Raw genomic sequence first — 26,345 nt, 5'->3', positions numbered from 1 at the left:
CTGCCGATCAGGGTACTTCTGACACGTTTTCAGTGTCTTACCTGACTTTTACGGTGATCCATGGCAAGCCTTAGGCGATCAGGTGATCAGTACGACAATCATCTCGGCTGAAGGAGCCCTTCATGCGCATTCCCGCTTCCGTCCGCTCCCGCGGCGTTCGCACGGGCACCACGGTGGCCGCAGCGGTCACCGTCGCCGGCGCCGCACTCGCCGGAGCACCCGCCGCCTACGCCGCCCCCGGCGACAGCGGCAACATCGACGTCACGTCGGTCGGCTGGCACTCGCGCGGTGACCGCGACGGCGTCGAGGTCTGCAAGTTCGTGCTCGCGGCGAGCAACTTCGAGTCGCTCCCCGCCGTCCCCTGGACGATCACCGAGCAGCCTCCGACCGTCCCGCCGGGCGACACGCTGCTCGGCACCCTGCCGCTCATCAACGGCTCGGCGCGCAGCCAGGAGTACCTGCTCCCGGAGGGCACCTACCAGCTGGTGTGGGTCGTCCCGGCGGGCCCGAAGCAGAAGAGCTTCGAGGTCGACTGCTCCCGGCGCGGCCAGGGCGGCAGCCGCGGGGACGGCGACGACCGGGGCAGCGAGCGGGGCAACGACCGGGGCAGTGACCGGGGCTCGTCGTCGGAAGCCTCCGCCGAGAAGGAGTACGACAAGCCGTCCGGGGCGGTGCCGGCGGGCGGCGGCGGTGTCCCGGACATGGAGAGCGTGAGCTCCGAGAGCGACTCGAACGTCGGGACCACGGCGGCGCTGGTCGCCGGGGCCGCGGGAGTCGCCGGCCTGGTCATGGTCCGGCGGACCGCACGTCGCCGTGCCCGTGGCGAGGCATAACGCCCGCTGCCGACGGCGACGACGAGGACCGAGTCGCGCATGCCGTCTCACCATGACGCTGTGCGTGACGTCCTCACTGGTGGCCGGCATCGCCTGGGTGTCCTCGGACTCCTCCGAGGACACCCCGTCGGTCACCGCCGCCCGCGGCGGTGACGCCGCGGGCGGCGGGCAGGCGCCGTTCCGCCGGGCACCGCACAAGCCGCAGGAGCACGTACCCGCCTCGCACGCCCCCCTCGTGCACTCCCGCCCGCTGAAGGTCGCCGTTCCCGCCATCTTCATCGAGGCCCCGGTCGTCGGCCTCGGCCTCGATGCGAAGGGGCGGCTCGGGGCTCCACCGCTCAGCAAGCCGAAACTGGCCGGCTGGTTCGAGAAGGGCCCCTCTCCGGGCGAAGCGGGAACGGCCCTGCTCGTGGGCCACCGGGACACGAAGACGGGCCCGGCCATCTTCCTCAACCTGAACGCGCTGCGCCGGGGTGACAAGGTCACGGTGACGAGGGCGGACAGGAAGACCGCGGTGTTCACCGTCGACACGGTGAAGACGTACACGAAGGACGAGTTCCCCGACGAGAAGGTCTACGGGGCGACCGGGCGGCCGGAACTACGGCTGCTGACCTGCGGGGGCCGCTTCGACAAGAAGGCGGGCTACTCGGCGAACGTGGTCGTCTTCGCCCATCTCGCGTCGCTGAAGAAGGCGGTCTGATTCCGCCCGTGGGCTCCGGCCGGTACCTCGGGGGCAGAGGTACCGGCCTTCCGCGCTGCTGAGCCCGCCGTGACGTGCGGGACAGCCTTTACGCCCTGCGCCGAAAGGAGCGTCGTCCGCCCGAACGGCAGGTCCGGGGGCGTCCGGTGCGTGCGATCGCACGGCGGAGGGTCGTCCCGACCGTGGATATCCCGGCACGAGCCCGACGACGCGGCGAGTGCGTGTCCCAGGCGTCCCCGGGCGCACGGGACCTTCGGGACAGCCCTTAGCCCACCGTGCAGCCGAGTTCCAGCGCGGGATCCGCCGCGCCGCCCTCGGACACGTATCCGAAGGTGGTGGATTCACCGGGGTCCAGCGAGCCGTTCCAGTCCGCGTTGTGGACCATCACCGCCTGTCCCTGAGTCGTCATGGCACCGCTCCAGAGACTGGCGACCCGCTGACCTGCCGGCTGCGTCCACTCCACCATCCAGCCCAGCATCGGCACCGTGCCGGAGTTGGTGACGGTCACCTGGGACTGGTAGCCGCCACTCCAGCTGCCGGTGGTGGTCCGCGTCGCGGTGCACGCGCCGGGCGGGGGCTCGGTGGGGGTGGTGGACCCCTCCTTGACGCCCGTCACCTCTCCGTTGCCGCCGTCGAAGACCACGTCGGAGCAGGAGTAGAAGGTCTCCTGGCTGTCGGAGCGCTGCCACACCATGTAGATGATGTGGCGGCCGTCCTTGCCGTCGGGCAGCGCGCCGGACCACCGGTAGTCGGCCTCGACGGTGCCGGGGGTGCCGTTGAGCGGCGGGTGGTCGACGGAGAGGAAGGGTGTCTCCTCCATGTCGTCCCAGGTGAGCGGCTGCGTCGGGTCGAAGCCGTCCTTGGTGATGTAGACGTGGAACCACCCCGGGTGCGCCGCCCACGCGTTGTACGAGAAGTCGATGGTCGCCCCCTCGGTCAGGTGGGTCACCGGCCAGTCGTCGCGCGCCTGGTCGAACCCGGTGAAGTTGGTGTTGCCGCCGCTGCACAGCTGTCCGTCGGGGACGAAGCCGCGGGTGCGGCCCGCGCCGTCCGAGCGCAGCACGGAGAACCAGTTGTAGAAGGGAGTGGTCCCGCTCTGCTGCGCGGCGCCCTTGCACGCGGGGTTCACGGGCTTGATCTCCCCGGTGTCGGTGAGCCCGTCCTGCCAGCACAGGAAGGTGCGGCTGGCGGGCTTCATCGGGGTGCCGTGCGCCTCGGCCTTCTCCCCCGTGGTGACGACGAGCCCGAGGGCGGGGACGGTCGTGAGGAGGGCGAGCAGGGTGAGGAGTAGTGCCCTTCGGCGGGTGCCCGCCAGTAATCGGTGCCTGGCCAGGTTGATCACGATGTACGTCCCTTCGCTGCGGCGCCGGGTGGGGCCGGGTTCGGTTGCGAGCTTGGGAGCGCTCCCACTTCGGCCGGAGGTTAGCGCGCGGCCGGGCACCTGTAAACGCTTCGCGCGGCCGGTTTCCGGACAGGTTCGCGGGCGGCCTCCGCCACCTCGCGGGTGGGCGTCGGTGACGGCCCGGCGCCGACCGCGGACGGGGACGGGGTGGACGGTGCCGTCAGTCGAGGGCGTGCAACAGCCGCTCCGGAAGGGCCATGTTGAGCGCCTTGATGACCGGCTTGCCGTGCTCCGTGCCGAGCCGGGAGACGGCGCCCGTGGCGAGCTGGAACAGTTCACCGCTCGCGGGGGCCAGCCGCAGATAGCGGGCGGTGAGCACGCGCAGGAAGTGGGAGTGCGCCACGAGGGCGATGTCGGCCTCCCCGAGACGTGAGGCCGCCGCCCGCAGCTCCGCGAGAACCAGGTCCGCCCGGGCGCCGACCTCGTCGGGCGTCTCCCCCGGGTGTTCGGCCGGCCCCGGCGCCACGCCGTCGGTCCACAGGTTCCAGTCGGGACGGACGCGGCGGATGTCGACCGTGGTCACGCCCTCGTACGCCCCGTAGTCCCACTCGTGCAGGTCCGGCGTCACCCGGGGGGCGGGCAGGCCGGCCAGCTCGGCGGTGCGGCGGGCGCGGAGGTACGGGCTGGTCAGGGTGAGGCCGATCTCCCGTTCTTCGAGGAGCGGGACGAGGGCGCGGGCCTGCCGCTCCCCCAGCTCGGTCAGGGGCAGGTCCGTGTAGCTCGTGTGCTGCCCGGAGCGGGACCACTCGGTCTCGCCGTGCCGGATGAGGATCAGCTCGCCCATGTCTTACGTCCGCCTTCTCTGCCGTGCAGGTCACGTGGTGCCGCTGGTACCAACCCGCCGGCCGACGATCGCATTCCGCCGGGCCCGGCAGGACGCGGCTCGCCGTGCCCGGGCAGCCCGGGCCGGGCAGGGCGCCGTGCTGCGGCGTTCCGGGACAGGGGACACCCGGGGGCTCGGCCCGTACACGGACGCCCGGGCCTCTGCGGCTCCCCGCGGCGCCGCCTGCGGGGAGCCGCTCCGGCTTCCTGTCCGGGCCGGGGGGCGGAATCAGCGGCTGACGACCGTCAGGCCCTCCTCGCCCACCACCGTGACCGTGTACGGCCGGTCCGTGTCCGCGGTGACGCGGACCTCGCCGCCCTCGCGGACCACCTCGTACGTCGCGGCCACCGCACCCGTGCGGTCGGGGACCGTCACCGTGCGGGTGAAGTCGCCCGTGCCCGCCGGGGCGAAGACGCGCAGTTCCAGGTCGTCCAGCCACGCACCGTCCGGGCGGGACTCGTCCGCGCCGAGGGGCAGGACCGCGCCCTGGCGGACCAGGAGGGGCAGGCTGTCGAAGCCGTGCGTCTCGCGGCGCCAGGCGGGGCCGGTCACCGTGTCGCCGGTCAGCAGGTGGGTCCAGGTGCCCTCGGGGACGTAGTACTCGACCTGGCCGTCCCCGGTGAAGACCGGCGCGACGAGGACGTCCGGGCCGAGCAGGTACTCGCGGTCGGCCGTGCGGGCCGTCGGGTCCTGCGGGAACTCCAGCAGCAGGGGCCTCATGGTCGGCACGCCCGTGCGGTGGGCCTCGACCGCGGCGCCGTACAGGTAGGGCATGAGGCGGTGCTTGAGCCGGGTGAACTGCCGGGCCACGTCCACCGCCTCGTCGCCGAACTCCCACGGCACGCGGTACGACGACGAGCCGTGCAGCCGGCTGTGCGAGGAGAGCAGGCCGAAGGCGAGCCAGCGCTTGAAGACCGCCGGGTCGGGGGTGCCCTCGAAGCCGCCGATGTCGTGACTCCAGAACCCGAACCCGGACAGCGACAGCGAGAGGCCGCCCCGCAGGGATTCGGCCATGGCCTCGAAGGAGGACCAGCAGTCGCCGCCCCAGTGGACCGGGTACTGCTGGCCGCCGGCCGTCGCCGAGCGGGCGAAGAGGACGGCCTCGCCCTGGCCGCGCTCCTGCTCCAGGAGTTCGAAGACGGCCTTGTTGTACAGGTGCGTGTAGTAGTTGTGCATGCGCTCCGGGTCGGAGCCGTCGTGCCAGACCACGTCCGTCGGGATGCGCTCGCCGAAGTCGGTCTTGAAGCCGTCGACGCCCTGGTCGAGGAGGACCTTCAGCTTGGCCTGGAACCACGCGGTGGCCTCGGGGTTCGTGAAGTCGACCAGCGCCATGCCGGCCTGCCACTTGTCCCACTGCCAGACGTCCCCGTCCGGCGTCTCGACGAAGTAGCCCTTCTCGGCGCCCTCTTCGTAGAGGGAGCTCTTCTGCCCGATGTACGGGTTGATCCAGACGCAGATCCTCAGGCCCTTGTCCTTGAGCCGGGTGATCATGCCCTCCGGGTCGGGGAAGACGGCCGGGTCCCACTCGAAGTCGCACCACTGGTACTCGCGCATCCAGAAGCAGTCGAAGTGGAAGACGCTCAGCGGGATGCCACGCTCGGCCATGCCGTCGACGAAGGAGGTGACGGTGGCCTCGTCGTAGGCCGTGGTGAACGACGTGGTGAGCCAGAGCCCGAACGACCAGGCCGGCGGGAGCGCGGGCAGGCCGGTGAGGGCGGCGTACCTGGACAGCACTTCCTTCGGCGTGGGTCCTGCCACGACGAAGTACTCCAGGGTCTGGTCCTCGACGCTGAACTGCACCTGGCCGACGGCCTCGGAGCCCACCTCGAAGGAGACCTTGCCGGGGTGGTTGACGAAGACGCCGTAGCCGCGCGAGGAGAGGTAGAACGGGATGTTCTTGTACGCCTGCTCACTGCTCGTGCCGCCGTCGGCCTGCCAGATGTCGACGACCTGGCCGTTCTTGACGTACGGCGTGAAGCGTTCGCCGAGGCCGTGGACGGTCTCCCCCACGCCGAGGCCGAGTTGGGCGACCATGTGGTGGCTGCCGTCGGGGGCGGTCGCGAAGGCGGTGCCCTTGCGGCCCGCGGAGGTCAGGAGCCGTCCGTCACCGTCGAGGAACTCCAGGCCGAACGCGCCCTCGGTGGGGAGGCGCAGGGTGAGCGGGCCGCTGGTCAGCTCGGCGGTCGCGCCCTCGGTACGGGTGGTGGCGGCGGGCCGGGTGGCCGCCCCCGGCAGCTCGAAGTCGGGCCCCTTGCGGCGCCTGCCCGCGTGGTGGGTGAGGCGCACGGCGATGACGCCCTCGGCGGGCGCGTGGGCGTCCACGGTGATCAGCGGCGCGTTCAGCGTGTCACCGCGGCGTTCGACGCGTTTCACGGCGGCGTAGGCGGCGAGACGGTCGTCCTCCAGGCGGACGTCGCGGACTTCGGTGGCGTAGGAGGCGTGCACACCGTTGCGCAACTGCCAGAAGCCGTCGGTGAACTTCATGGGGGTGGTCCTTCATCCGTCTCGGAAGTACGGGAGTCGGAGGTTCTGGGATGCGGGACGTCGGGGCGGCCGCGGTCAGCGCGGCGGCGGGTCCCCTCGATTTTGATCGTACACAAAACAAATACGGCCGCCGGGATCGGTGTGCGACAGGAACGGCCGGATTGCCCGGAAACCGAGAGATACACCGCGTGTATCCGATCGGTCACGATGGCGCCACGTGAGCGATACGTCACGGAAACGGTCTAGAAACCCCTGGCCGGATGGAGTATTAGTACTGCAAGCAAACAAATAGGCAGGGCGGCAGAGCAGCCGTCCGGGCCTTCGGCGACAAGAGGCTGATCAATGTCGGACCGTTTCACCCCCACCCCCGCGGACAGGTTCACCTTCGGTCTGTGGACCGTGGGCTGGCGTGGCAACGACCCGTTCGGGGAGCCGACCCGGCCCGCGCTGGACCCGGTCGAGTCGGTCGAGCGGCTGGCCGCGCTCGGGGCGCACGGGGTGACGTTCCACGACGACGACCTGATCCCCTTCGGATCCTCCGACCGTGAGCGGGCCCGGCTGATCGGCCGGTTCAAGGACGCCCTGGACCGCACCGGGATGAAGGTCCCGATGGCGACCACGAACCTGTTCACCCACCCGGTGTTCAAGGACGGCGGCTTCACCTCCAACGACCGCGACATCCGCCGCTACGCCCTGCGCAAGGTCATCCGCAACATCGACCTCGCCGCCGAACTCGGCGCGCGCACCTACGTCGCCTGGGGCGGACGCGAAGGCGCCGAGTCCGGCGCCGCCAAGGACGTCCGCGTCGCCCTGGACCGCATGAAGGAAGCCTTCGACCTCCTGGGCGACTACGTCACCGAACAGGGCTACGACCTGCGCTTCGCCATCGAGCCCAAGCCCAACGAGCCCCGCGGCGACATCCTCCTGCCCACCATCGGCCACGCCCTCGCCTTCATCGAGCGCCTGGAACGCCCGGAACTGGTCGGCGTGAACCCCGAGACCGGACACGAGCAGATGGCCGGACTCAACTTCCCCCACGGCATCGCCCAGGCCCTGTGGGCCGGCAAGCTCTTCCACATCGACCTCAACGGCCAGTCCGGCATCAAGTACGACCAGGACTTCCGCTTCGGCGCCGGCGACCTGCGCCAGGCCTTCTGGCTCGTCGACCTCCTGGAGACCGCCGGCTACCAGGGCCCGCGCCACTTCGACTTCAAGCCCGTACGCACCGACGGCATCGACGGCGTCTGGGAATCCGCGAAGAACTGCATGCGCAACTACCTCATCCTCAAGGAACGCGCCGCCGCCTTCCGCGCCGACCCCGCCGTCCAGGACGCCCTGACCGCCTCCCGCCTCCACGAACTCGCCCTCCCCACCGCCGACGACGGCCTCAAGGCCCTCCTCGCCGACCGCACCGCCTACGAGGACTTCGACGTCACCACCGCCGCCGAACGCTCCATGGCCTTCGAAGCCCTCGACCAGCTCGCCCTGGACCACCTCCTCGGCGTCCGCTGACGCACCGGGTGTCCGGCGGCCCGCCCGCCGGACACCCTTCCCGTGCACGGACCCGCCGGACCCGCGCACGGACCCGGCACTCAGCCAGTGGGAGCGCTCCCCCGCGCACCGGCCACCCTCTCACCGCAAGGGCACCACCGTGACAGAACCCTCTCCGGACGGCCAGGTCCGACGCCGCCGCACCAGGCGGATCCTCCTCCCCCTCACCGTCGTCTCCACCGTCGTCGCCGGCACCGTCCTGTCCGGCTGCGGCCAGCAGCGCGACGAGGACGTCTACACCGTCATGAACTCCTCGACCGACGAGTCGTACCACCGCTGGGACGGTGACACGCTGGAGCGCTGCAGCAAGCAGCTCGGGATCACCATCGAGCAGCAGAGCGTGCCGGCCGCGCAGCTCATGACCAAGGCGCTGCGCATGGCTTCCTCGAAGTCGCTGCCGGACGTCCTCCAGCTGGACGCCTCCGAGATGCCGACGTTCGCGGAGGCCGGCGGGCTGATCCCGCTGAAGGACCTCGGGCTGACCACGACGGACATCCCCGAGGGGATCGTCGACTTCGGCTCGTTCGACGGGACGTACTACGGAGCGGCGCGCACGGTGAACACCCTGGCGCTGTTCTACAACAAGGACACCCTCGACAAGGCCGGCCTGAAGGTGCCCACCACCTGGGAGGAGATGCGGTCGACGGCCCGGAAGCTGACCCAGGGCAAGCGGTACGGCCTCGCGCTGAGCGCGGGCGGCGCGGAGGACGGCGTCTTCCAGTTCACCCCGTTCATGTGGTCGAACGGCGGCGACGAGACGAAGCTCGACAGCCCCGAGGTCGCCGGGGCGCTGGACTACTGGAAGTCGCTGCTGAAGGACGGCTCGCTCTCCAAGTCCACCGTCAACTGGACCCAGGCCGACGTGAACGACCAGTTCATGGCGGGCAACGCCGCCATGATGATCAACGGCCCGTGGCAGGTGGAGACCCTGAACTCCAAGAAGGGGCTCGACTGGGGCATCGCGCAGATCCCCGTACCGAAGGCGGGCGACGACTCGGTCGGTCCGCTGGGCGGTGGTGTGCTGACCGTGCCCAACACCGGGGACGGCGAGCGCGAGAGGACGGCCGCCAAGATCGTCGGCTGTATGGCGGGAGAGCAGGAGCAGATCACCTACGCGCTGAACAGCTGGATGGTCCCGGCGAACGCCAAGGCCGCCGCCGTCTGGCGTACGAAGGCCCCGGAGCTGGCGGCCCTGGCCGGACAGGTCTCGACGGCCCGTTCCCGTACCGCGAAGGTCGGCGCGCAGTGGTCGTCCGTGTCGCTCGCCCTGCAGAGCGCCTTCCAGTCCGCCCTCACCGGCGAGTCCAGCGAGGCCGCTCTGAAGCGTGCCCAGCAGCAGGTCACGAGCGGGAACTGAGGTAACGAACCATGTCATCCACCACAGCCTCGGCCGCCGCGCCGCCGGCCGACCCGCAGGCCACCGGCGCGGCCGCGACCGGGAAGCCCGTGAGCCCCCTGCGTGCCCGGCGCCGCAGGCAGTTCGCCCAGTGGGGGTTCATCGCCCCCGCCGTGATCTTCATGGCGCTGTTCTTCGGCTACCCGCTCGTCCGCAACATCGTGATGAGCTTCCAGGACTACTCGCCGTCCACCTTCTTCACCGGCGAGGCGCCGTTCAACGGCACGGACAACTGGAGCAACGTCTTCGGCGACGGGCTCTTCGGCAAGGCGCTCTGGCAGACGATCCTCTTCACCGTCGGATCGCTCGTCGGCCAGTTCTGCATCGGCCTGGCCCTGGCCGTCTTCTTCACGCGCCGCTTCCCGCTGAACGGGATCCTGCGCTCGCTGATCCTCCTGCCGTGGCTGGTCCCCATGGTCGTCTCCGGCATCGTCTGGCGGCGCATCTTCGACCAGGACACCGGCGTCCTCAACTCCTTCCTCGGCACCCTCGGACTGCCCGGCGACACGCCGTGGCTGACGAGCACGAGCATGGCGCTGATCTCGGTGATCCTGGTGAACATCTGGATCGGCATCCCGTTCAACATGGTGATCCTCTACGGCGGCCTCCAGGAGGTCCCCAAGGAACTGGGCGAGGCGGCCTCGCTCGACGGCGCCTCGGCCTGGCGCACGTTCCGCTCGGTCACCCTGCCGATGCTCAAGCCCGTCATCACCGTGGTGCTGGTGCTCGGTTTCATGTCGACGGTCAAGATCCTCGACCTGGTCCTCGCGCTGACCGACGGCGGTCCCGCCGACTCCACGCAGACGCTCGGCACGCTCACCTACCAGAACTCCTTCGTGCAGATGGACTTCGGGGCCGGTGCCGTGGTCGGCAACATCCTGATCCTGATCTCCGCCGTCTTCGCGGTGTTCTACCTGCGGGTCAACCGCAACGAGGGGAAGTGACCGGCATGGCGACCACCACCCAGATCCCCGCCGCCCCGGCGCCCGCCGCCGTCCACCGGCCGAAGCGCCGCTGGGGGGCGACCGTCCTCGGCGTTGTCATCCTCGCCGTCATGCTGTTCCCGCTCTACTGGATGGTCAACACCGCCCTGCAGCCGGACGCGAGCCTCGTCGACGTGGGCGCCGTCCCGACGGGCGTGGACCTCTCCGGCTTCACGTCGGCCTTCACCGAGCAGGGCGGCAACCTGCTGACCTCGCTGGCCGTGGCGCTCGGCGCCGTGGCCATCTGCCTGGTGATCGCCGCGCCCGCCGCGTACGGGCTCGCGCAGTTCAAGCTGCGCGGCAGCAGGACCATCGTGTTCGGCACGCTCATCACGCAGATGGTGCCGGGCATCGTGATCGCGAACGCCCTGTACAGCGCGTACGTCGATCTCGGCCTGGTCAACTCCTACTTCGGGCTCATGCTGGCGGACGCCTCGCTGGGCATCCCGTTCGCCATCGTGCTGATGCGCTCCTTCATGGTGTCGATCCCCCGGGAGGTCATCGAGGCGGCCGAGGTGGACGGCGCGGGCCGCGTGCGCACGTTCGTCCGCGTCGTGCTGCCGATGAGCCGCAACTCCCTCATCACGGCAGGGCTGTTCTCGTTCCTGTACGCGTGGAGCGACTTCATGTTCGCGCTGACGCTGAACACCACGGACGACGTCAAGCCGATCACGCTGGGTATCTACCAGTACATCGGGGCCCACGTCGGCGACTGGGGCTCGGTCATGGCCGCGTCCGTGCTCTCCGCGGTGCCGGCGGCGGTCCTGCTCGTCCTGTCCCAGAAGTACATCGCCGCCGGGATCACCGGCGGCTCGGTCAAGTAAGGGTTTCCATGAGCGACTTCCCGGTCTTCCCGCCCGGTTTCGTGTTCGGCGCGGCCACGGCCTCGTACCAGATCGAAGGCGCCGCGGAGGAGGACGGCCGCGGCCCGTCCATCTGGGACACCTACAGTCACACCCCCGGCCGGACGGACGGCGGTGACACCGGCGACGTGGCCTGCGACCACTACCACCGCTATCCCGAGGACGTGGCGCTGCTGCGCGACCTGGGAGTGGAGTCGTACCGCTTCTCGATCGCCTGGTCCCGGATCCAGGCCTCGGGCAGCGGGCCGGTCAACCCGAAGGGCCTGGACTTCTACTCCCGGCTCGTCGACTCCCTCCTGGAGGCGGGCATCGAGCCGGCCGCCACCCTCTACCACTGGGACCTCCCGCAAGCCCTGGAGGACAAGGGCGGCTGGCGGGTACGGGAGACGGCCGAGCGCTTCGGCGAGTACACGGCGATCGTCGCCGAGCACCTGGGCGACCGGGTGCCGCGCTGGATCACCCTCAACGAGCCGTGGTGCAGCGCCTTCCTCGGCTACTCCGTGGGCCGGCACGCGCCGGGCGCCCAGGAGGGGCGCGGCGCGCTCGCCGCGGCGCACCACCTGCTGGTCGGCCACGGGCACGCCATGAGCGCGCTGCGCGCGGCCGGTGTCCGGGAGGCGGGCATCACCCTCAACCTGGACCGCAACGTCCCGGCCGGCGATTCGGACGCCGACCTCGCCGCCGTCGTACGGGCCGACACGCAGCACAACCTGGTGTGGACGGAGCCGATCCTCGCGGGCCGCTACCCCGCCACCGAGGAGGAGACGTGGGGCGAGCTGATCACCGGCCAGGACTTCCGCCGTGAGGGCGACCTCGAGCTGATCTCCCAGCCGCTGGACTTCCTGGGGATCAACTACTACCGGCCGATCGTGGTCGCCGCCGCCCCGCACCGCGAGGCGGACCCGGCGCTGCGCGTCGCCACGGACAACCGGTACACGGAGGGCGAGTACCGGGGCGTCCGCAAGACCGCCATGGGCTGGCCGGTCGTCCCTGAGTCCTTCACCGACCTGCTGACCGCGCTCAAGCAGACCTACGGGGACGCCCTGCCTCCGGTGCACATCACGGAGAACGGCTCGGCGGAGCACGACAGCGTCGAGGCCGACGGTTCCGTGCACGACGCGGACCGGGTGGAGTACCTGCGCACCCACCTGACGGCGCTCCGTGCGGCCATGGACGCCGGTGTCGACGTACGCGGCTACTACGTGTGGTCGCTGCTGGACAACTTCGAGTGGGCGCTGGGCTACGCGAAGCGGTTCGGGATCATCCGGGTCGACTACGACACGCTGGAGCGCACCCCGAAGGACAGCTACCGCTGGTACCAGCAGCTGATCGCGGCCCACCGGGCCTGATCGCCGCTTCCGGGTGCGGACCCCGTCCGCACCCGGATCCGGTGTGCCGCGCGGAGCCCCGAGCGGATCCGTCGCGGCCGAACCGGTTTCCCTGCTGCTGTGGCGGTTACCGGACTCCCATGGCGCGAACACCGGAATCACAGGCTCACCCCACCCGCGACGGCCAGGACGCCGCCGACCACTACGGAGACGGCGCGGACGACGCCCCCCGGGAGCCGGCCCGCGTCGGGCCCGACCCCGAGGTGGAGCGCAACGCACCCGACGGACCGACCGCCATGCCCAGGAGGTCGTGGTGGGCCGTACTGAAACGCACCGTGCGGGAGTTCGCGGACGACGAGCTCGGCGACCGGGCCGCGGCCCTGACGTACTACAGCGTGCTCTCGCTCTTCCCGGCCCTGCTCGTGCTGGTGTCGCTGCTCGGTGTCGCGGGGAAGTCCGCCACCCAGAAGGTGCTGGACAACCTCCAGGACCTCGCTCCCGGCCCGGCCCGGGACATCCTCTCCGACGCCGTGCAGCAGTTGCAGGGCAACGGGGGCACGGGATCGCTGATGGCCGTCGTCGGTCTGCTGCTGGCGGTGTGGTCGGCCTCCGGGTACATCGCGGCGTTCATCCGCTGCTCCAACGCCGTCTACGACATGCCCGAAGGGCGGCCCGTGTGGAAGGTGCTGCCCCTGCGCCTGGGGCTGACGGTGACCCTGATGGTGCTGGCGGCCATCAGCGCCCTGATCGTGGTGTTCACCGGGCCGCTGGCCCGGCGGGCCGGTTCCGCCCTCGAGCTCGGTGACGCGGCCATGACGGTCTGGTCGATCGCGAAGTGGCCGGTTCTGGTCCTTCTCGTCACCGCCATGATCGCGCTCCTCTACTGGGCGGCGCCCAATGCCCGGGGCCGGGGCTTCACGTGGGTGACCCCCGGCAGTCTCCTCGCCCTTCTGCTCTGGATGGCCGCCTCGGCCGGCTTCGCGCTGTACGTGGCGTACTTCTCCTCGTACAACAAGACCTACGGGGCTCTCGCCGGCGTGATCGTCTTCCTGGTGTGGCTGTGGATCACCAATCTGGCGATCCTTCTCGGCCTCGAATTCGACGCGGAGATGGCCCGCCAGCGGGCCATCGACGGGGGCCACCCCGAGACCGAGGAGCCGTACGTGGAACCGCGCGACACCGCCAAGTGGACCGAGGAGGACCGCCGCAACCTGGGCTGAGCGGCCCCCGGGGGCGGCTGCTGACGGCCGTGGCGCGGGGGAACGCCGTCACCGCACCGCGTACGCCCCCGGGTCCGCCAGGACATCGTGCACCACTCTGGCCGCCGCGCCGCGGGCCGCGTCGCCGGAGAGGGAGGAGGCGCGCAGCCTGCTGCCGTTCTCGTGCCAGCGGCCCGAGACGACCCGCACGGTGAGCTGGGCGTCCGCCGGGCCCTCCAGCCACGGCATGAGGTTGCGGTAGATCCCGCCCAGGACGACGGCCTCCGGATCGAAGAGGTTCACCGCTCCGGCCAGCACCACACCCAGGCGGTCCCCCGCCTCCCGCAGCGCCGCCAGGGCCCGCGCCTCGCCGTTCGCCGCCCGCTGCTCCAGCTCGCCGACCCCCCGCACCCCCGTGCCGGGGTCGATGCCCGCGGCCGTGAGCAGCGCCGCCCGGCCCGCGTACTGCTCCAGGCAGCCGCGCGCCCCGCACCGGCAGAGGGGTCCCTGCGGGTCGACGACGACGTGCCCGATCTCGCCCGCGAACCCGTGGGCGCCGCGCAGCATCTCGCCGTTCACCACGAGCGCGCCGCCCACCCCGATCTCACCGGTCAGGTAGAGGAAGGTGCGTACGCCGCCCAGCCCGCCGAACCACAGCTCGGCCAGGGCGGCGAGGTTGGCCTCGTTGTCGGAGCCGACGGCCAGCGCGCGCCCGGCCGGGCGCAGGGTGCTGAGTGCCTGTCCGAAGATGCCCTCGGCCGCGACCCTGCTCCAGCCGAGGTTCGGGGCCTGCCGTACGACGCCGCCGGAGACGAGGCCGGGCAGGGCCAGTTCGACGCCGACCACGCGCAGGTCCTGTTCCCGGGCTGAGGCGATGACCCGGTTGGTCAGCCGGGCGGCGTGGGCGAGGACCTCGGCGGGCGGGACGCCCCGGTGGTCGGTGTGCTCGGTCACCCGGACCCGGTCGGTTCCGGTGAGGTCCACGGCGCACACCGACACGTAGTCGATGTTGATCTCCACTCCGAGCCCGGCCGGACCGGTGCGGGCCGGGGTGAGCACGGTTCCGGGGCGTCCGGCCGACCCGCTGGACGTCTTGCCGGACTCGCTCAGGCAGCCGAGTGCGAGGAGTTCCTCGACGAGGGAGGAGACGGCGGCCCGGGTGAGCCCGACGAGGCTCGCCACCCGCGCGCGGGTGACCTCGCCCTCCGCGCGCACGGTGCGCAGCACGAGGCTCAGGTTGTGCCGCCGTACGGACTCGTGCCCGGCCTTGGCCGCCGGCGAGGTCAGGTTGTTCTTCATGAGGCCTTCGAACCTATTGCAGCGAAGGGCCGCACCCCCTGATTACAGGGGTGCGGCCCTTCCTCTGCTGCCGGAGATCGCCTACTTGCGGATCAGGCTGCGGAGCACGTACTGCAGGATGCCGCCGTTGCGGTAGTAGTCCGCCTCGCCGGGGGTGTCGATGCGCAGGACCGCGTCGAACTCCACACCGGTGTCGGTGGTCACCTTGACGGTGGCGGGGGTGGTGCCGTCGTTCAGCTCGGTCACGCCGGCGAAGGAGAAGGTCTCCTCACCGGTGAGCCCGAGGGACTCGGCGGTCGCGCCCTGCGGGAACTGGAGCGGGAGGACGCCCATGCCGATGAGGTTCGAGCGGTGGATGCGCTCGTAGGACTCGGCGATGACGGCCTTGACGCCGAGGAGCGCGGTGCCCTTGGCGGCCCAGTCGCGGGACGAGCCGGAGCCGTACTCCTTGCCCGCCAGGATGACGAGCGGGGTACCGGCGGCCTGGTAGTTCTGCGAGGCGTCGTAGATGAACGACACCGGCCCGCCGTCCTGGGTGAAGTCGCGGGTGAAGCCGCCCTCGGTGCCCGGCGCGATCTGGTTGCGCAGGCGGATGTTGGCGAACGTGCCGCGGATCATGACCTCGTGGTTACCGCGGCGCGAGCCGTAGGAGTTGAAGTCACGGCGCTCGATGCCGTGCTCGGTGAGGTACTGGCCGGCCGGGGTGTCGGCCTTGATCGCACCGGCCGGGGAGATGTGGTCGGTGGTGACCGAGTCGCCCAGCTTGGCGAGCACCCGGGCGCCGGTGATGTCCTCGACCGGGGTCGTCTCCATCGTCATGCCCTCGAAGTACGGGGGCTTGCGCACGTAGGTGGACTCGGAGTCCCACTCGAAGGTGTCGCCGGTCGGGATCGGCAGCGCCTGCCACTGGGCGTCGCCCGCGAAGACGTCCTGGTAGGACTTGTTGAACATGTCCTCGCCGATGGCGTTCGCCACGACGTCGTTGACCTCGGCCTCGGTGGGCCAGATGTCCTCGAGGTGGACGGGATTGCCGTCCTGGTCGACGCCGAGGGCGTCCTTGGTGATGTCGACCTTCATCGAGCCGGCGATGGCGTACGCGACGACCAGCGGCGGGGACGCCAGGTAGTTCATCTTGACGTCGGGGTTGATCCGGCCCTCGAAGTTGCGGTTGCCGGAGAGCACCGAGGTGACGGCCAGGTCGTGGTCGTTGACCGCCTTGGAGACCTCGTCCGGCAGCGGGCCGGAGTTGCCGATGCAGGTGGTGCAGCCGTAGCCGACGAGGTTGAAGCCGACCTTGTCGAGGTACGGGGTCAGGCCCGCCTTGTCGAAGTAGTCGGTGACGACCTTGGAACCCGGCGCGAGGGTGGTCTTGACCCACGGCTTGCGGGTGAGGCCCTTCTCGACCGCCTTCTTCGCCACGAGCGCCGCGGCGACCATGACGTACGGGTTCGAGGTGTTGGTGCAGGAGGTGATCGCGGCGACGGTGACGGCGCCGTGGTCGAGCTCGTACGTCGTGCCGTCGGGGGCGGTCACGGTGACCGGGTTGGACGGGACGCCGTCGGGGGACACGGCCGGGGCGTCGGAGGCCGGGAAGGACTCCTTGCTCGCCTCCATGTCGTCGGTGACGTAGTTGCGCACGTCCTCGGCGAACTTGGCCTTGGCGTTCGCCAGGACGATGCGGTCCTGCGGGCGCTTCGGGCCGGCGATGGAGGGGACGACCGTGGAGAGGTCGAGCTCCAGCTTCTCGGAGAAGTCCGGCTCGGCGGCCGGGTCCAGCCAGAGGCCCTGCTCCTTGGCGTACGCCTCGACGAGTGCGACCTGCTGGGCGTCGCGGCCGGTCAGGCGCAGGTACTTCAGGGTCTCGTCGTCGATCGGGAAGATGGCGGCGGTGGAGCCGAACTCCGGCGACATGTTGCCGATGGTGGCGCGGTTCGCGAGGGAGGTGGCGGCGACGCCCTCACCGTAGAACTCGACGAACTTGCCGACGACACCGTGCTTGCGGAGCATCTCGGTGATCGTCAGCACGAGGTCGGTGGCGGTGGTACCGGCCGGCAGCTCGCCGGTCAGCTTGAAGCCGACGACGCGCGGGATGAGCATGGAGACCGGCTGGCCCAGCATCGCGGCCTCGGCCTCGATGCCGCCGACGCCCCAGCCCAGCACGCCGAGGCCGTTGACCATGGTGGTGTGCGAGTCGGTGCCGACCAGGGTGTCGGGGTACGCCTGGCCGTTACGGACCATGACCGTGCGGGCCAGGTGCTCGATGTTGACCTGGTGGACGATGCCGGTGCCCGGGGGGACGACCTTGAACTCGTCGAACGCGGTCTGGCCCCAGCGCAGGAACTGGTAGCGCTCCTTGTTACGGCCGTACTCCAGCTCGACGTTCTGGGCGAACGCGTCGTTGGTGCCGAACTTGTCGGCGATGACGGAGTGGTCGATGACCAGCTCGGCCGGGGCCAGCGGGTTGATCTTCGCCGGGTCGCCGCCGAGCTCCTTGACGGCCTCACGCATGGTGGCGAGGTCCACGACGCACGGGACACCGGTGAAGTCCTGCATGATCACGCGGGCCGGCGTGAACTGGATCTCCTGGCTCGGCTGGGCCTGAGAGTCCCATCCGCCCAGTGCCCGGATGTGATCGGCGGTGATGTTCGCGCCGTCCTCGGTACGGAGGAGGTTCTCCAGCAGCACCTTCAGGCTGTAAGGGAGGCGCGCGGAGCCCTCGACCTTGTCCAGCTTGAAGATCTCGTACGACTCGTCGCCCACGCGCAGCGTGCTGCGGGCGTCGAAGCTGTTCGCCGACACGACAGTCTCCTTCTTCAATGTGCGCGTACTACCGCGCCGCGCCTCATTGGCGGCCGGCGCCGCGTGGTGCCGCCTACGGCCCCGACCCCCCGCTGAGGTAAGGATTGGTTAGGTAACCCTTACCGCGCGGCGGCTGCGGCGCGCCTCGGCAGATATCTCGATGTCGAGATAACTCTAGTACATCGCCGCCCCGCGGTCATGCCCGGGCGCCCGTGTTCCGCGCCGCCCCCACGCGGCGACGGCACCCGGCGGCCGCCGACCGGTGGGTGCCGTCCGAGCCCGGACGGCCGAGCGCGCGGACGGCCTGCGACTGTCAGGCATGAGCGGACGGGTACGGGATATCCGTAGCCGTACGGGCACCACGCCCCACTGCAGCACGCGGCCCGCGGTCCGCAGTCCGCAGTCCGCAGTCCGCAGTCCGCAGTCCGCGACAGAGGAGGAACCGATGCCGCTCACCTTCCGCAAGAGCTTCCGGATACTTCCGGGCGTCCGGCTGAACATCAACCGCCGCTCATGGTCCGTCACCACGGGCGGGCGGAACGGGCCGAGGCGCACCACCAGCAGCACCGGCCGGCGCACCACGTCGATGGACCTGCCCGGCCCCTTCGGCTGGCGCAGGACGACGCGGCGCCGCCGTCGCAGCTGACGGCTCACCCGTTCGGCGGCATCCGACGCGCCGGGCGCCACAACACGGATCCATCATCGAGACGCGGGCCCCACACGGCCGGGACACGCGACACCGACGCGAACACCGCACCCCCGCAGCGCGCTTCATCTCATATGTGAGATAGCGTTCAACTCATGGAAGACGACTACCTCGTACGAATCGGCAAGCTCATCCGTGACGCCCGCCAGCATCGGGGCTGGACACAGTCGCAGCTCGCCGAGGCGCTCGCCACGAGCCAGAGCGCCGTCAACCGCATCGAGCGCGGCAACCAGAACATCAGCCTTGAGATGATCGCCCGCATCGGTGAAGCCCTCGACAGCGAGATCGTGTCACTCGGCTATGCCGGTCCCATGCATCTGCGCGTGGTCGGCGGTCGCCGGCTCTCCGGCTCCATCGACGTCAAGACGAGCAAGAACGCGTGCGTGGCCCTGCTCTGCGGATCCCTGCTCAACAAGGGCCGTACCGTGCTGCGCCGGGTGGCCCGCATCGAGGAGGTCTTCCGCCTGCTGGAGGTCCTCAACTCCATCGGTGTCCGCACCCGCTGGATCAACGACGGCGTCGACCTGGAGATCCTGCCGCCCGCCGAACTGGAACTGGAGGCGATCGACGCGGACGCCGCGCGCCGCACCCGTTCCATCATCATGTTCCTCGGCCCGCTGCTGCACCGCGTGGACCGCTTCACCCTGCCGTACGCGGGCGGCTGCGACCTCGGTACGCGGACGATCGAGCCGCACATGATCGCGCTGCGCCGCTTCGGGCTCGACATCGCGGCGACCGACGGGCTGTACCACGCCCAGGTGGATGGGGCGATCAGGCCGGACCGCCCCATCGTCCTGACCGAGCGCGGCGACACCGTGACCGAGAACGCCCTGCTGGCCGCCGCCCGCCACGACGGTACGACCGTCATCCGCAACGCGTCCTCCAACTACATGGTCCAGGACCTGTGCTTCTTCCTGGAGGCGCTCGGCGTACGCGTCGACGGGGTCGGAACGACGACCCTCACCGTGCACGGTGTGCCCGAGATCGACGCGGACGTCGACTACTCCCCCTCCGAGGACCCGGTCGAGGCGATGAGCCTGCTGGCCGCCGCCGTGGTGACGGAGTCGGAGCTGACGATCCGCCGGGTCCCGATCGAGTTCCTGGAGATCGAGCTGGCGGTCCTGGAGGAGATGGGCCTCGACTGCGACCGTACGGCCGAGTACGCCGCCGACAACGGCCGCACCCGCCTGGTGGACCTGACCGTACGGCCCTCCAAACTGGAGGCTCCCATCGACAAGATCCACCCCATGCCCTTCCCCGGGCTGAACATCGACAACGTGCCGTTCTTCGCGGCCATCGCGGCCTCCGCGCACGGCAAGACCCTCATCCACGACTGGGTCTACGACAACCGCGCCATCTACCTCACCGACCTCAACCGCCTCGGCGGCCGGCTCCAACTCCTCGACCCCCACAGGGTTCTGGTCGAGGGCCCGACCCGCTGGCGCGCCGCCGAGATGATGTGCCCGCCCGCGCTGCGTCCGGCGGTGGTGGTACTGCTGGCCATGATGGCGGCCGAGGGCACGTCCGTCCTGCGCAACGTGTACGTGATCAACCGGGGTTACGAGGAGCTGGCGGAGCGGCTGAACTCGGTGGGGGCGCAGATCGAGATCTTCCGGGACATCTGACGGGCGGGGTGGCGTGGCCCTTGGGGGCAAGGGGCACGCCACCCCCAAATGCCCTCTGAACTGCGGTTACACCCTTGCGTAACCTTCCATTGAGCATCACTGTCTTTCACCACCTTGTGCAACATGCGTGCAAGATGATCCTGAATAGGTGACGCCGCATCAGGAACGTCTGAGTGACAGTCAGCCATCACGGGCAGTGCTCACCAAAGGGCCCTCGCGATGTCCCCACCGACGGCCGCCGCACACCACCGTGTTCGGCTACTTCCAGGACGCACCGCCGAGCCCACCGCCTGCGTGATCGACACGCAGAGCGCGAAGACCGCAGCCAGTGTCCCCACTGACACCCAGGGCACGGATGCCGGCAAGAAGATCGTGGGCCGCAAGCGCAGCATCGTTGTCGACACTCTCGGTCTGTTGCTGCTGGTCAGCGCGACCGCCGCTAGCGTCTCAGCGATGCGGAAATTTTGGAGATCGATGATTTCTTCGAATCGCTTCGTACGCAGAGCTGAGCTGAGCGGGAACGAGCATGTTCCATCTGCAACCCTCCACGGGCACCTCATGCCCCTGGTCCTACATCGCTGCCGGAAGTTGTTGCAGAACGCCTGCTGTACGGGAACGCTGCCGGACCGGCCTGGCCGGAAGCAGCACTGCACCTCGGACATGACGAACGCGCAGTGGGGGTCTGTCAAACGTTCGTTTGACAGATTCCGGTGACGGCTCAGAGCCAAGGCCCGCGTGCAGCCCGGAGAACGGGTCGTGGGCGGCAGGAACCCTGGGACTTTTCTGGGACTTTCAGCTACATCAAGGGGCACGAGCGCGAAACAGCCGAAAGGCCAGATCCGCAGGTCAGCGGCTGGCGGTCAGCATTCTCGCAGATCAGCAGAGCGACCAGTCTCTTCCTGGACATTTGAAAACCATCTCCGGCATCGTGAATCAGATCAAAACCGCAGGGGGACGGCACTAGAGGTATCGTCATGGGGCATAAGGGCAGACTCGCCCATGTCTTCAATGTGGTGAACGTCGAAGGAGAGGTCGTGTTCCTGGACGGTCGGACAGGACATGCCCGCCTCTCGCCATGGCGGAACTTCTCTCTCCTGAGGACAGACTGATGCTGAACGTCGAAGACGCTGCCGTGCTGGCCCAGAACTTCCTGGACCAGCAGGTCAGCCACGAAGGCATGGCCCTCGCGCTCGTCGAAGGGGAAAGCGCCCACGTGGGAGGCGACTTCTATTTCGACTGCCAGTCAGCTGCCTATCTCCGTGACGGAGACCCCCGGGACATGGCTGTGGGTACGGGCTACCTGCGCGTTGACGGAAAGACCGGAGAATGCCGACTACTGGGTGCAGTCGAGTCTGCAGAGCTCGACCTCTTCTGAACTGACAGGTCGAGCACCCGCAGAGCGTCGTCAAGCGACCGGCCCGTGGTCTGCGGCAATGATGTGCCGCAGACCACGGGCCGGAGCCTTGACCAGCTCCCGGGTCCTGGGCTGTCAACGAATCCCGTAATACAAGGAGTTGTGCGCGGTGTCCGGCAGGTAGAGCACATCCTGACCGTCCGAGTTCCGTCGCACCGCCAGCCGGTCCGCGCTCACGCCCGGTGCGGCGGACTGCGCGGTCCAGGCCCCGTCCGCCGACTGGGTCGCGGAGAAGACCCGGTCGGTGCCCGAGGTGGTCACGTAGTAGACCCGCTTGGTGTCGGTCTCGTCCCAGGTGATGCCGAGGGCGGCCGCGGTCTGCCCGCCGGCGTACACGGTCTTGCGGACCCAGCCGCCACCGCTCGGATAGGCGTAGTACACCCGGAAGTGACCACCGCTGTCCGCCGAGCGGTAGCGGTAGGCGATCTTCGGGGTGGCGCCGTCGAGGGTGAGCTTGGCGCTCTGCACCGCGGGACCGGTGTAGGCGTTGTCGGCGCTCCACTCCTCTCCCGCGGTGAGGTCCTGGATCACGTCGGAGGTCGCGGGCGTGACCGGGGTGGTGACGGTCGTGTCCGTACTGTCCGTGAAGGAAGCGGTCGACGGGTCGTAGGCCAGGTAGGAGAGCTGGTGGCGGAACGCGGTCGCGGGCGCCTTCGCCCACTCGAACAGGAGGTGCACGCGGCCGGAGGCGTCCACCGTGAGGTCGTCGGGATACACGGAGCGGTACAGGGCGGTCGCGAAGGTCGCGACGGTGCTCCAGCGGGAGGTGGCGTTGTCCCAGAGGTACAGCTTGCCGGGACGCTGGTCGGAGCCGGTCCCGACGCGGGCGGCCAGGTACAGGTCGCCGTTGGGGGCGGTGGTGACGACCGGGTAGGTGATGCCCACGCCCTGGTCGGGCAGTTCGGATGCGTGGTCGGTGACGTCGCCGCCGGGGGCCTCGGTGCGGAAGTAGCGCCAGGAGTTGGCGTGCATGGAGGTGAAGACGTGCAGGCGACCGCTGCCGTCGCGGGCGATCGACGGCTGGTTGTGGCCGTTGTCGTCGGGGAACTCGGCCTGCTGCCCGTCGCTGTTCAGCAGCGGCAGCCGGCTCCAGACCCCGTCCGGGTCGCGCCGTGCGATGGCGGGCCGGTGCGTCGCGGCCGTCGAGCCAGGCTCGTTGAAGGCGAAGTACGTGTACTGCCCGCGGCCCTTGTAGGTGGCGACCGGCGTCCACCAGGCGGCCTGGTTCGACGCGTCCATCGCGTACGGAACCTTCTCGATCACCGTCGCCGCGGCTGCCGTGGTCTGCGCGGTCTCGGCCCCGGCGGCCGGGGCGGGCAGGAGGAGAGCGGCCAGGGCCACGGCCGAGGCGGTGAACGTGCGGAGGCGTACCGTGGGTCGTCGCAAGATGAGCTCCTTCGCGGGTGCGGGTGCGGGCGTGGGAGGTGACGCGGACGGCACCGGCCCGGGGGCGGCCGGCGACGGGGTCGTCGTGCGGGGGTGGGGTACGGAGCAGGACCCGGCGAGGCGTGCGGCGCTCGCCGGGCCCGGACCACGGCGTTCGGCCTCAGCGCTTGATGAGCGCGGCGGCCTCCTCGCCTGCCTGCTTCATCGCGTCCTTGGGCTTCGACTTGCCGACGAGGACGGCCTGTACCTGCTTGGCGACGGCCTCCTCGATCTGGGCGTTCTGCGCGAACTGCCAGAACGGGCTGCCGGTGGCCGTCCTGGTGATCTTCCGGGTCCACTCCGTGGTGAAGGTGTCCTTGGCGACCTCGGGAGCGGCCAGACCCGCGGTGGTGGACGGCGGCAGTGCGCGCGCGGCGAAGTACTCGGAGGTGGTGGCCCGGTCGGTGGTGGTGTGCAGCGCGAACTCGGTAGCCGCGTCCTGGCCCTTGCCTTTCACGATCGCGATCACACCTCCCCACAGCAGCGCCTGCGGCGTGTCCCCGGCCTTGAGCACCGGACGCTCCATCGGCTGCATGGCGTCGGCCAGCGTCTTGTCCTTCGACTGGGCGGAGGTCACGCCCTTGCCGATGATCGCGTCGTCGTAGAAGGCGGCCTTGCCCTGCCCGAACAGGGCGCGGGCGTCGAAGCGGTCCACGTCGGCGGCGATCAGCTTGTCGTCGTGCAGCTTCTTGTACCAGGTGACCGCGTCGACCGAGGCGTCGTCGCCTATCGTGACCTTTCCGCCGTCGAGCAGCTTGCAGCCGAAGGTCTGCATCCACGGGAAGATGTCCTTGAGCTGCGCGACCTTGGTGGCGGCGGCGTACGGCACGACTCCGCCGCCGAGCCCCTTCAGCTCGCGCAGCGCGGCCTCGAACTCCTCGACGGTGGTGGGATGCTTCTGGATGCCGGCCTTCTCCAGGAGGTGGGCGTTGGCGATCACACCGATCGATCCGGTGTTCCACGGCAGCCCGTACTGCGTGCCGTCGTACGTGCCGCTCTTCAGCGCCACGTCGGTGTAGCCGCCCTTGCCGGCCACCGGTCCGAGGTCGGCCAGCCGGCCCATCTGCGCCATCGCGGCGAGCCAGGCGATGTCCAGGTGCACCGCCCCCGTGGTCTCCCCGCCACCCAGCTTGAGGGTGAGCTGGCTCAGGTACTCGTTGTACGGGTACGAGACGGCGCGGATCGTCGACTTCTGGGCCTTCTCCCATGCCGCGATGATCTTCTCGATCGAGGGTTTGGCGGCCTCCTCGTTGAGCGACCAGGAGGTGAAGTCGAAGTTCTTGGACTTCGGGTCACCGCCGTTGGAAGGGGAGCCGGCGCCGGACGGCGCGCAGGCGCCGAGCACACCGGCGCCCGCTGCACCGAGCGCGCCGATGCCGAGCATGCGCAGCGCGCCGCGCCGGCTGATGCCAGAGGTGGTCATGTTCTCTCCATGGGAAGTGTGCGGGAGGGGAGGTACGGGGGGGGCGCCGGCCGAACCTGCGGGTTCAGCTCTTGACCGAGCCGGCGGTCATGCCGCCGACGAGGTAGCGCTGCAGGAACATGAAGGCGACGATCACGGGGACCGACACCACGAGCGAGGCGGCCATCAACTGGGGCCAGGCGGTCTGGAATTCGCCGATGTAGGTGGAGACGAGTCCGGGGGGCAAGGTCTGCTTCTCCTTGTCGGCCAGGGTCAGCGCGAAGATGAAGTCGTTCCAGCCGCGTACGAAGGCGAAGAGCCCGGCGGCGATCATCCCCGGCGCGGCCAGCGGCGCCACGATGGAGTGCAGCGTCCGCCAGCGGGAGGCGCCGTCGATGGACGCCGCTTCCAGCAGGGCGTCCGGAACGGTGTCGAAGATGCCCTTCAGCATCCAGACGCACAGCGGCATGGTGAACGTGGTGAAGGAGAGCACCAGGGCGGTGTACGTGTTGAGCATGCCGAAGCTGGAGAACACGGTGTACAGCGTCACCAGCAGTAGCGCCTGGGGGAACATCTGGGAGGCGAGCACCAGGTGCATCAGCGAGCGCCGGCCCCGGTAGCGGAACTTGGAGAACGAGTAGCCCATGTAGGTGGCGACGATCACGCTCAGCACGGCGGTGATCGAGGCCACGATGAGTGAGTTGATCATGTACTTGATCAGCTGGTCGTTCTCGGCCAGGGCCGTGAAGTTGCCGAGGGTGAGGTCGGTGGGTATCAGTTTCGGCGGGAACTGGAAGGTCGACTCGGGGGTGCTCAGCGCGGTGGCGAGCAGCCAGTAGACCGGCAGCAGACCGAAGGCGCCGATGACGACGACCGCACTCCAGGCGGCGATCCGCGAACGCAGCAGGTCCTTGCGCACACGGCGCCGGGTGCCCCGTCCGGCCCGGGTTGCGGACGGCTGCGGCCGGCCGACGGCGGACACGGGGGTGGGAGTGGTGGAGGTCATCAGGCGTCGCCCTTCCGCTCGGTGATCCTGAGGTAGACGGCGACGAGGAGGAGCAGGAGCAGCATCCACAGTCCGCCCAGTGCGGTGGCCCGGCCGATGTCGAAGCCCTTGAAGGCGGTCTGGTACACGGCGGTCGCGAACGTCTCGGTGGTGCCGGCGGGCCCGCCGCCGGTGAGGACGTAGATGGTGTCGAAGTGCTGGAAGTTCCAGATGAACTCCAGCAGCAGCACGATCGAGGCGACGCCGCGGACCTGTGGCCAGGTGACGGCGAAGAAGCGCCGGACGGATCCCGCCCCGTCCATCGAGGCCGCCTCGTGCAGCTCCTTGGGCACGGTCTGCAGGCCTGCCAGGAGCATCACCATCATCCAGGGGAAGCTGGCCCAGGCCTTGGTGACGATCACGGCGAGCATCGCGGTACCGGGCCGGCCGAGCCAGGCCACGGACTCGTCGATGATCCCGGCCTCCATGAGGACGCCGTTGAGCACGCCGTAGTTCGCGTTGAAGATCCACATCCAGAGGAAGGACACCACCACGCCCGGGATCACCCAGGGGAACAGGAACAGGCCGCGCAGGAAGCCGCTGCCCTTGAGTCCGGTGTTCAGCGCGAGCGCGAGCGCGAAGCCGATCACGAAGGGGACGAGCGTCGCGCCGACGGTGAAGATCAGCGTCTGCTCGAGGATGGCGAGGAAGTCGCCGTCCAGCCAGTGGGTGAAGTTGTCCAGGCCGACGAACTCCCGTCCCGGAAGCCGCAGATCCTGCCTGAAGAAGCCGGTGAACAGGGCCGACAGCAGCGGGTAGAAGATGATCGCCGCGAACAGGGCGAGGCCCGGCGCGGTCAGCAGCAGGGCGAACGCACCGTCGGAGAGCCGTCCCCCGCTCCGCTCGCGGGGCGGGGGCGCCTTCTGGGGAGGTGCGGCCGTACTCATGGGTCTGTCCTCTCAGGTGGTGGCAGGGGCGCCGGTGCCCTGCGCGAACGCCGTCCCTGCTGCGATGAATGCAAGTTGCAGCATGCGGGATCGTTCTCCATATCGCGCGATGGCGTCAACCCTTTTCGTCAGTGAATCACCGATTCTGTGCAGGACACGGAACACGGTCCACCTGCCCCGA

General features: G+C 69.8%; 21 protein-coding genes and 1 pseudogene. 13 read left to right on the top strand and 9 right to left on the bottom strand.

All coding sequences use genetic code 11. The features are described from left to right. Positions 1-122 precede the first annotated feature (122 nt). Both BA175_RS01610 and BA175_RS01605 read left to right on the top strand, forming a co-directional pair. Positions 123-833 (top strand): hypothetical protein, encoded by a 711-nt coding sequence (locus BA175_RS01610; RefSeq protein WP_069169367.1) that lies wholly within the window; start codon positions 123-125, stop codon positions 831-833. Positions 834-885: 52 nt separating this feature from the next. Continuing rightward, positions 886-1,533 carry a class F sortase gene (locus tag BA175_RS01605; protein ID WP_069169366.1) on the top strand — a complete coding sequence of 216 codons (648 nt, stop codon included), beginning with the start codon at positions 886-888 and terminating at the stop codon, positions 1,531-1,533. A gap of 265 nt (positions 1,534-1,798) precedes the next feature. Here BA175_RS01605 and BA175_RS01600 read toward each other — a convergent pair whose 3' ends face one another. From BA175_RS01600 to yicI, 3 genes are all read right to left on the bottom strand, one after another. Continuing rightward, complete coding sequence (locus tag BA175_RS01600; protein ID WP_069169365.1) at positions 1,799-2,875, bottom strand: lytic polysaccharide monooxygenase auxiliary activity family 9 protein; 1,077 nt, start codon at positions 2,873-2,875, stop codon at positions 1,799-1,801. A 220-nt stretch (positions 2,876-3,095) separates the two neighbouring features. Then, positions 3,096-3,719 carry a histidine phosphatase family protein gene (locus BA175_RS01595; protein WP_069169364.1) on the bottom strand — a complete coding sequence of 208 codons (624 nt, stop codon included), beginning with the start codon at positions 3,717-3,719 and terminating at the stop codon, positions 3,096-3,098. A gap of 267 nt (positions 3,720-3,986) precedes the next feature. After that, positions 3,987-6,242, bottom strand: a complete 2,256-nt coding sequence (gene yicI / locus BA175_RS01590; RefSeq protein ID WP_069169363.1) for an alpha-xylosidase — start codon at positions 6,240-6,242, stop codon at positions 3,987-3,989. Between the two features lie 342 nt (positions 6,243-6,584). On the opposite strand from yicI, the gene xylA reads away from it, so the two are divergent. From xylA to BA175_RS01560, 6 genes are all read left to right on the top strand, one after another. After that, entirely contained in the window at positions 6,585-7,754 is a 1,170-nt protein-coding gene (gene xylA / locus BA175_RS01585; RefSeq protein WP_069169362.1) for a xylose isomerase, read from the top strand. A gap of 139 nt (positions 7,755-7,893) precedes the next feature. Then, positions 7,894-9,150 (top strand): ABC transporter substrate-binding protein, encoded by a 1,257-nt coding sequence (locus BA175_RS01580; RefSeq protein ID WP_069169361.1) that lies wholly within the window; start codon positions 7,894-7,896, stop codon positions 9,148-9,150. Positions 9,151-9,161: 11 nt separating this feature from the next. Then, positions 9,162-10,133, top strand: coding sequence for a carbohydrate ABC transporter permease (locus tag BA175_RS01575; RefSeq protein ID WP_069169360.1), 972 nt, complete (start codon positions 9,162-9,164; stop codon positions 10,131-10,133). A 5-nt stretch (positions 10,134-10,138) separates the two neighbouring features. Beyond that, positions 10,139-10,996 (top strand): carbohydrate ABC transporter permease, encoded by an 858-nt coding sequence (locus BA175_RS01570; RefSeq protein WP_069170280.1) that lies wholly within the window; start codon positions 10,139-10,141, stop codon positions 10,994-10,996. Positions 10,997-11,004: 8 nt separating this feature from the next. After that, on the top strand, positions 11,005-12,384 hold the full coding sequence (locus tag BA175_RS01565) for a GH1 family beta-glucosidase (RefSeq protein ID WP_069169359.1): 1,380 nt from the start codon (positions 11,005-11,007) through the stop codon (positions 12,382-12,384). Positions 12,385-12,503: 119 nt separating this feature from the next. Then, a complete protein-coding gene (locus BA175_RS01560) occupies positions 12,504-13,583 on the top strand; it encodes a YihY/virulence factor BrkB family protein (protein ID WP_069169358.1) in 1,080 nt (359 codons plus the stop codon). A gap of 48 nt (positions 13,584-13,631) precedes the next feature. Here BA175_RS01560 and BA175_RS01555 read toward each other — a convergent pair whose 3' ends face one another. Then, the gene (locus tag BA175_RS01555) at positions 13,632-14,861 is read right to left on the bottom strand and encodes an ROK family protein (protein ID WP_069169357.1); all 1,230 of its coding nucleotides are present in this window, start codon (positions 14,859-14,861) and stop codon (positions 13,632-13,634) included. A gap of 81 nt (positions 14,862-14,942) precedes the next feature. Continuing rightward, the gene (acnA, locus tag BA175_RS01550) at positions 14,943-17,660 is read right to left on the bottom strand and encodes an aconitate hydratase AcnA (protein WP_069169356.1); all 2,718 of its coding nucleotides are present in this window, start codon (positions 17,658-17,660) and stop codon (positions 14,943-14,945) included. 445 nt (positions 17,661-18,105) lie between these two features. Here acnA and BA175_RS01545 point away from each other — a divergent pair, with 445 nt between their 5' ends. The 5 genes and pseudogenes from BA175_RS01545 to BA175_RS01535 all read left to right on the top strand — a co-directional run bounded on the left by BA175_RS01545 (position 18,106) and on the right by BA175_RS01535 (position 21,366). Next, the gene (locus tag BA175_RS01545) at positions 18,106-18,306 is read left to right on the top strand and encodes a DUF4236 domain-containing protein (protein ID WP_069169355.1); all 201 of its coding nucleotides are present in this window, start codon (positions 18,106-18,108) and stop codon (positions 18,304-18,306) included. Between the two features lie 155 nt (positions 18,307-18,461). Further along, complete coding sequence (locus BA175_RS01540; protein ID WP_069169354.1) at positions 18,462-19,991, top strand: helix-turn-helix domain-containing protein; 1,530 nt, start codon at positions 18,462-18,464, stop codon at positions 19,989-19,991. A 255-nt stretch (positions 19,992-20,246) separates the two neighbouring features. After that, a pseudogene (locus BA175_RS31535) lies at positions 20,247-20,441 on the top strand (IS5 family transposase); the annotation flags it as partial. A gap of 524 nt (positions 20,442-20,965) precedes the next feature. Beyond that, entirely contained in the window at positions 20,966-21,100 is a 135-nt protein-coding gene (locus tag BA175_RS32180) for a hypothetical protein (protein WP_079159332.1), read from the top strand. Next, a complete protein-coding gene (locus BA175_RS01535; RefSeq protein ID WP_254667793.1) occupies positions 21,067-21,366 on the top strand; it encodes a hypothetical protein in 300 nt (99 codons plus the stop codon). The genes BA175_RS32180 and BA175_RS01535 overlap by 34 nt, the downstream gene beginning before the upstream one ends. Before the next feature lie 114 nt (positions 21,367-21,480). On the opposite strand, the gene BA175_RS01530 is transcribed toward BA175_RS01535, so the two are convergent. The 4 genes from BA175_RS01530 to BA175_RS01515 form a co-directional block, all read right to left on the bottom strand. After that, entirely contained in the window at positions 21,481-22,791 is a 1,311-nt protein-coding gene (locus BA175_RS01530; protein WP_069169352.1) for a BNR-4 repeat-containing protein, read from the bottom strand. Positions 22,792-22,951: 160 nt separating this feature from the next. Next, on the bottom strand, positions 22,952-24,253 hold the full coding sequence (locus BA175_RS01525; RefSeq protein ID WP_069169351.1) for an extracellular solute-binding protein: 1,302 nt from the start codon (positions 24,251-24,253) through the stop codon (positions 22,952-22,954). A gap of 64 nt (positions 24,254-24,317) precedes the next feature. Next, positions 24,318-25,238: a carbohydrate ABC transporter permease gene (locus tag BA175_RS01520; protein ID WP_069169350.1), complete on the bottom strand. Its 921-nt coding sequence runs from the start codon at positions 25,236-25,238 to the stop codon at positions 24,318-24,320. Continuing rightward, positions 25,238-26,164, bottom strand: coding sequence for a carbohydrate ABC transporter permease (locus BA175_RS01515; RefSeq protein ID WP_069169349.1), 927 nt, complete (start codon positions 26,162-26,164; stop codon positions 25,238-25,240). The genes BA175_RS01520 and BA175_RS01515 overlap by 1 nt, the downstream gene beginning before the upstream one ends. Positions 26,165-26,345: the final 181 nt, after the last annotated feature.

This window comes from Streptomyces griseus (assembly GCF_001715295.1).
Taxonomy (GTDB): domain Bacteria; phylum Actinomycetota; class Actinomycetes; order Streptomycetales; family Streptomycetaceae; genus Streptomyces; species Streptomyces griseus_G.
This window is presented reverse-complemented; position numbering and strand designations above follow the sequence as displayed.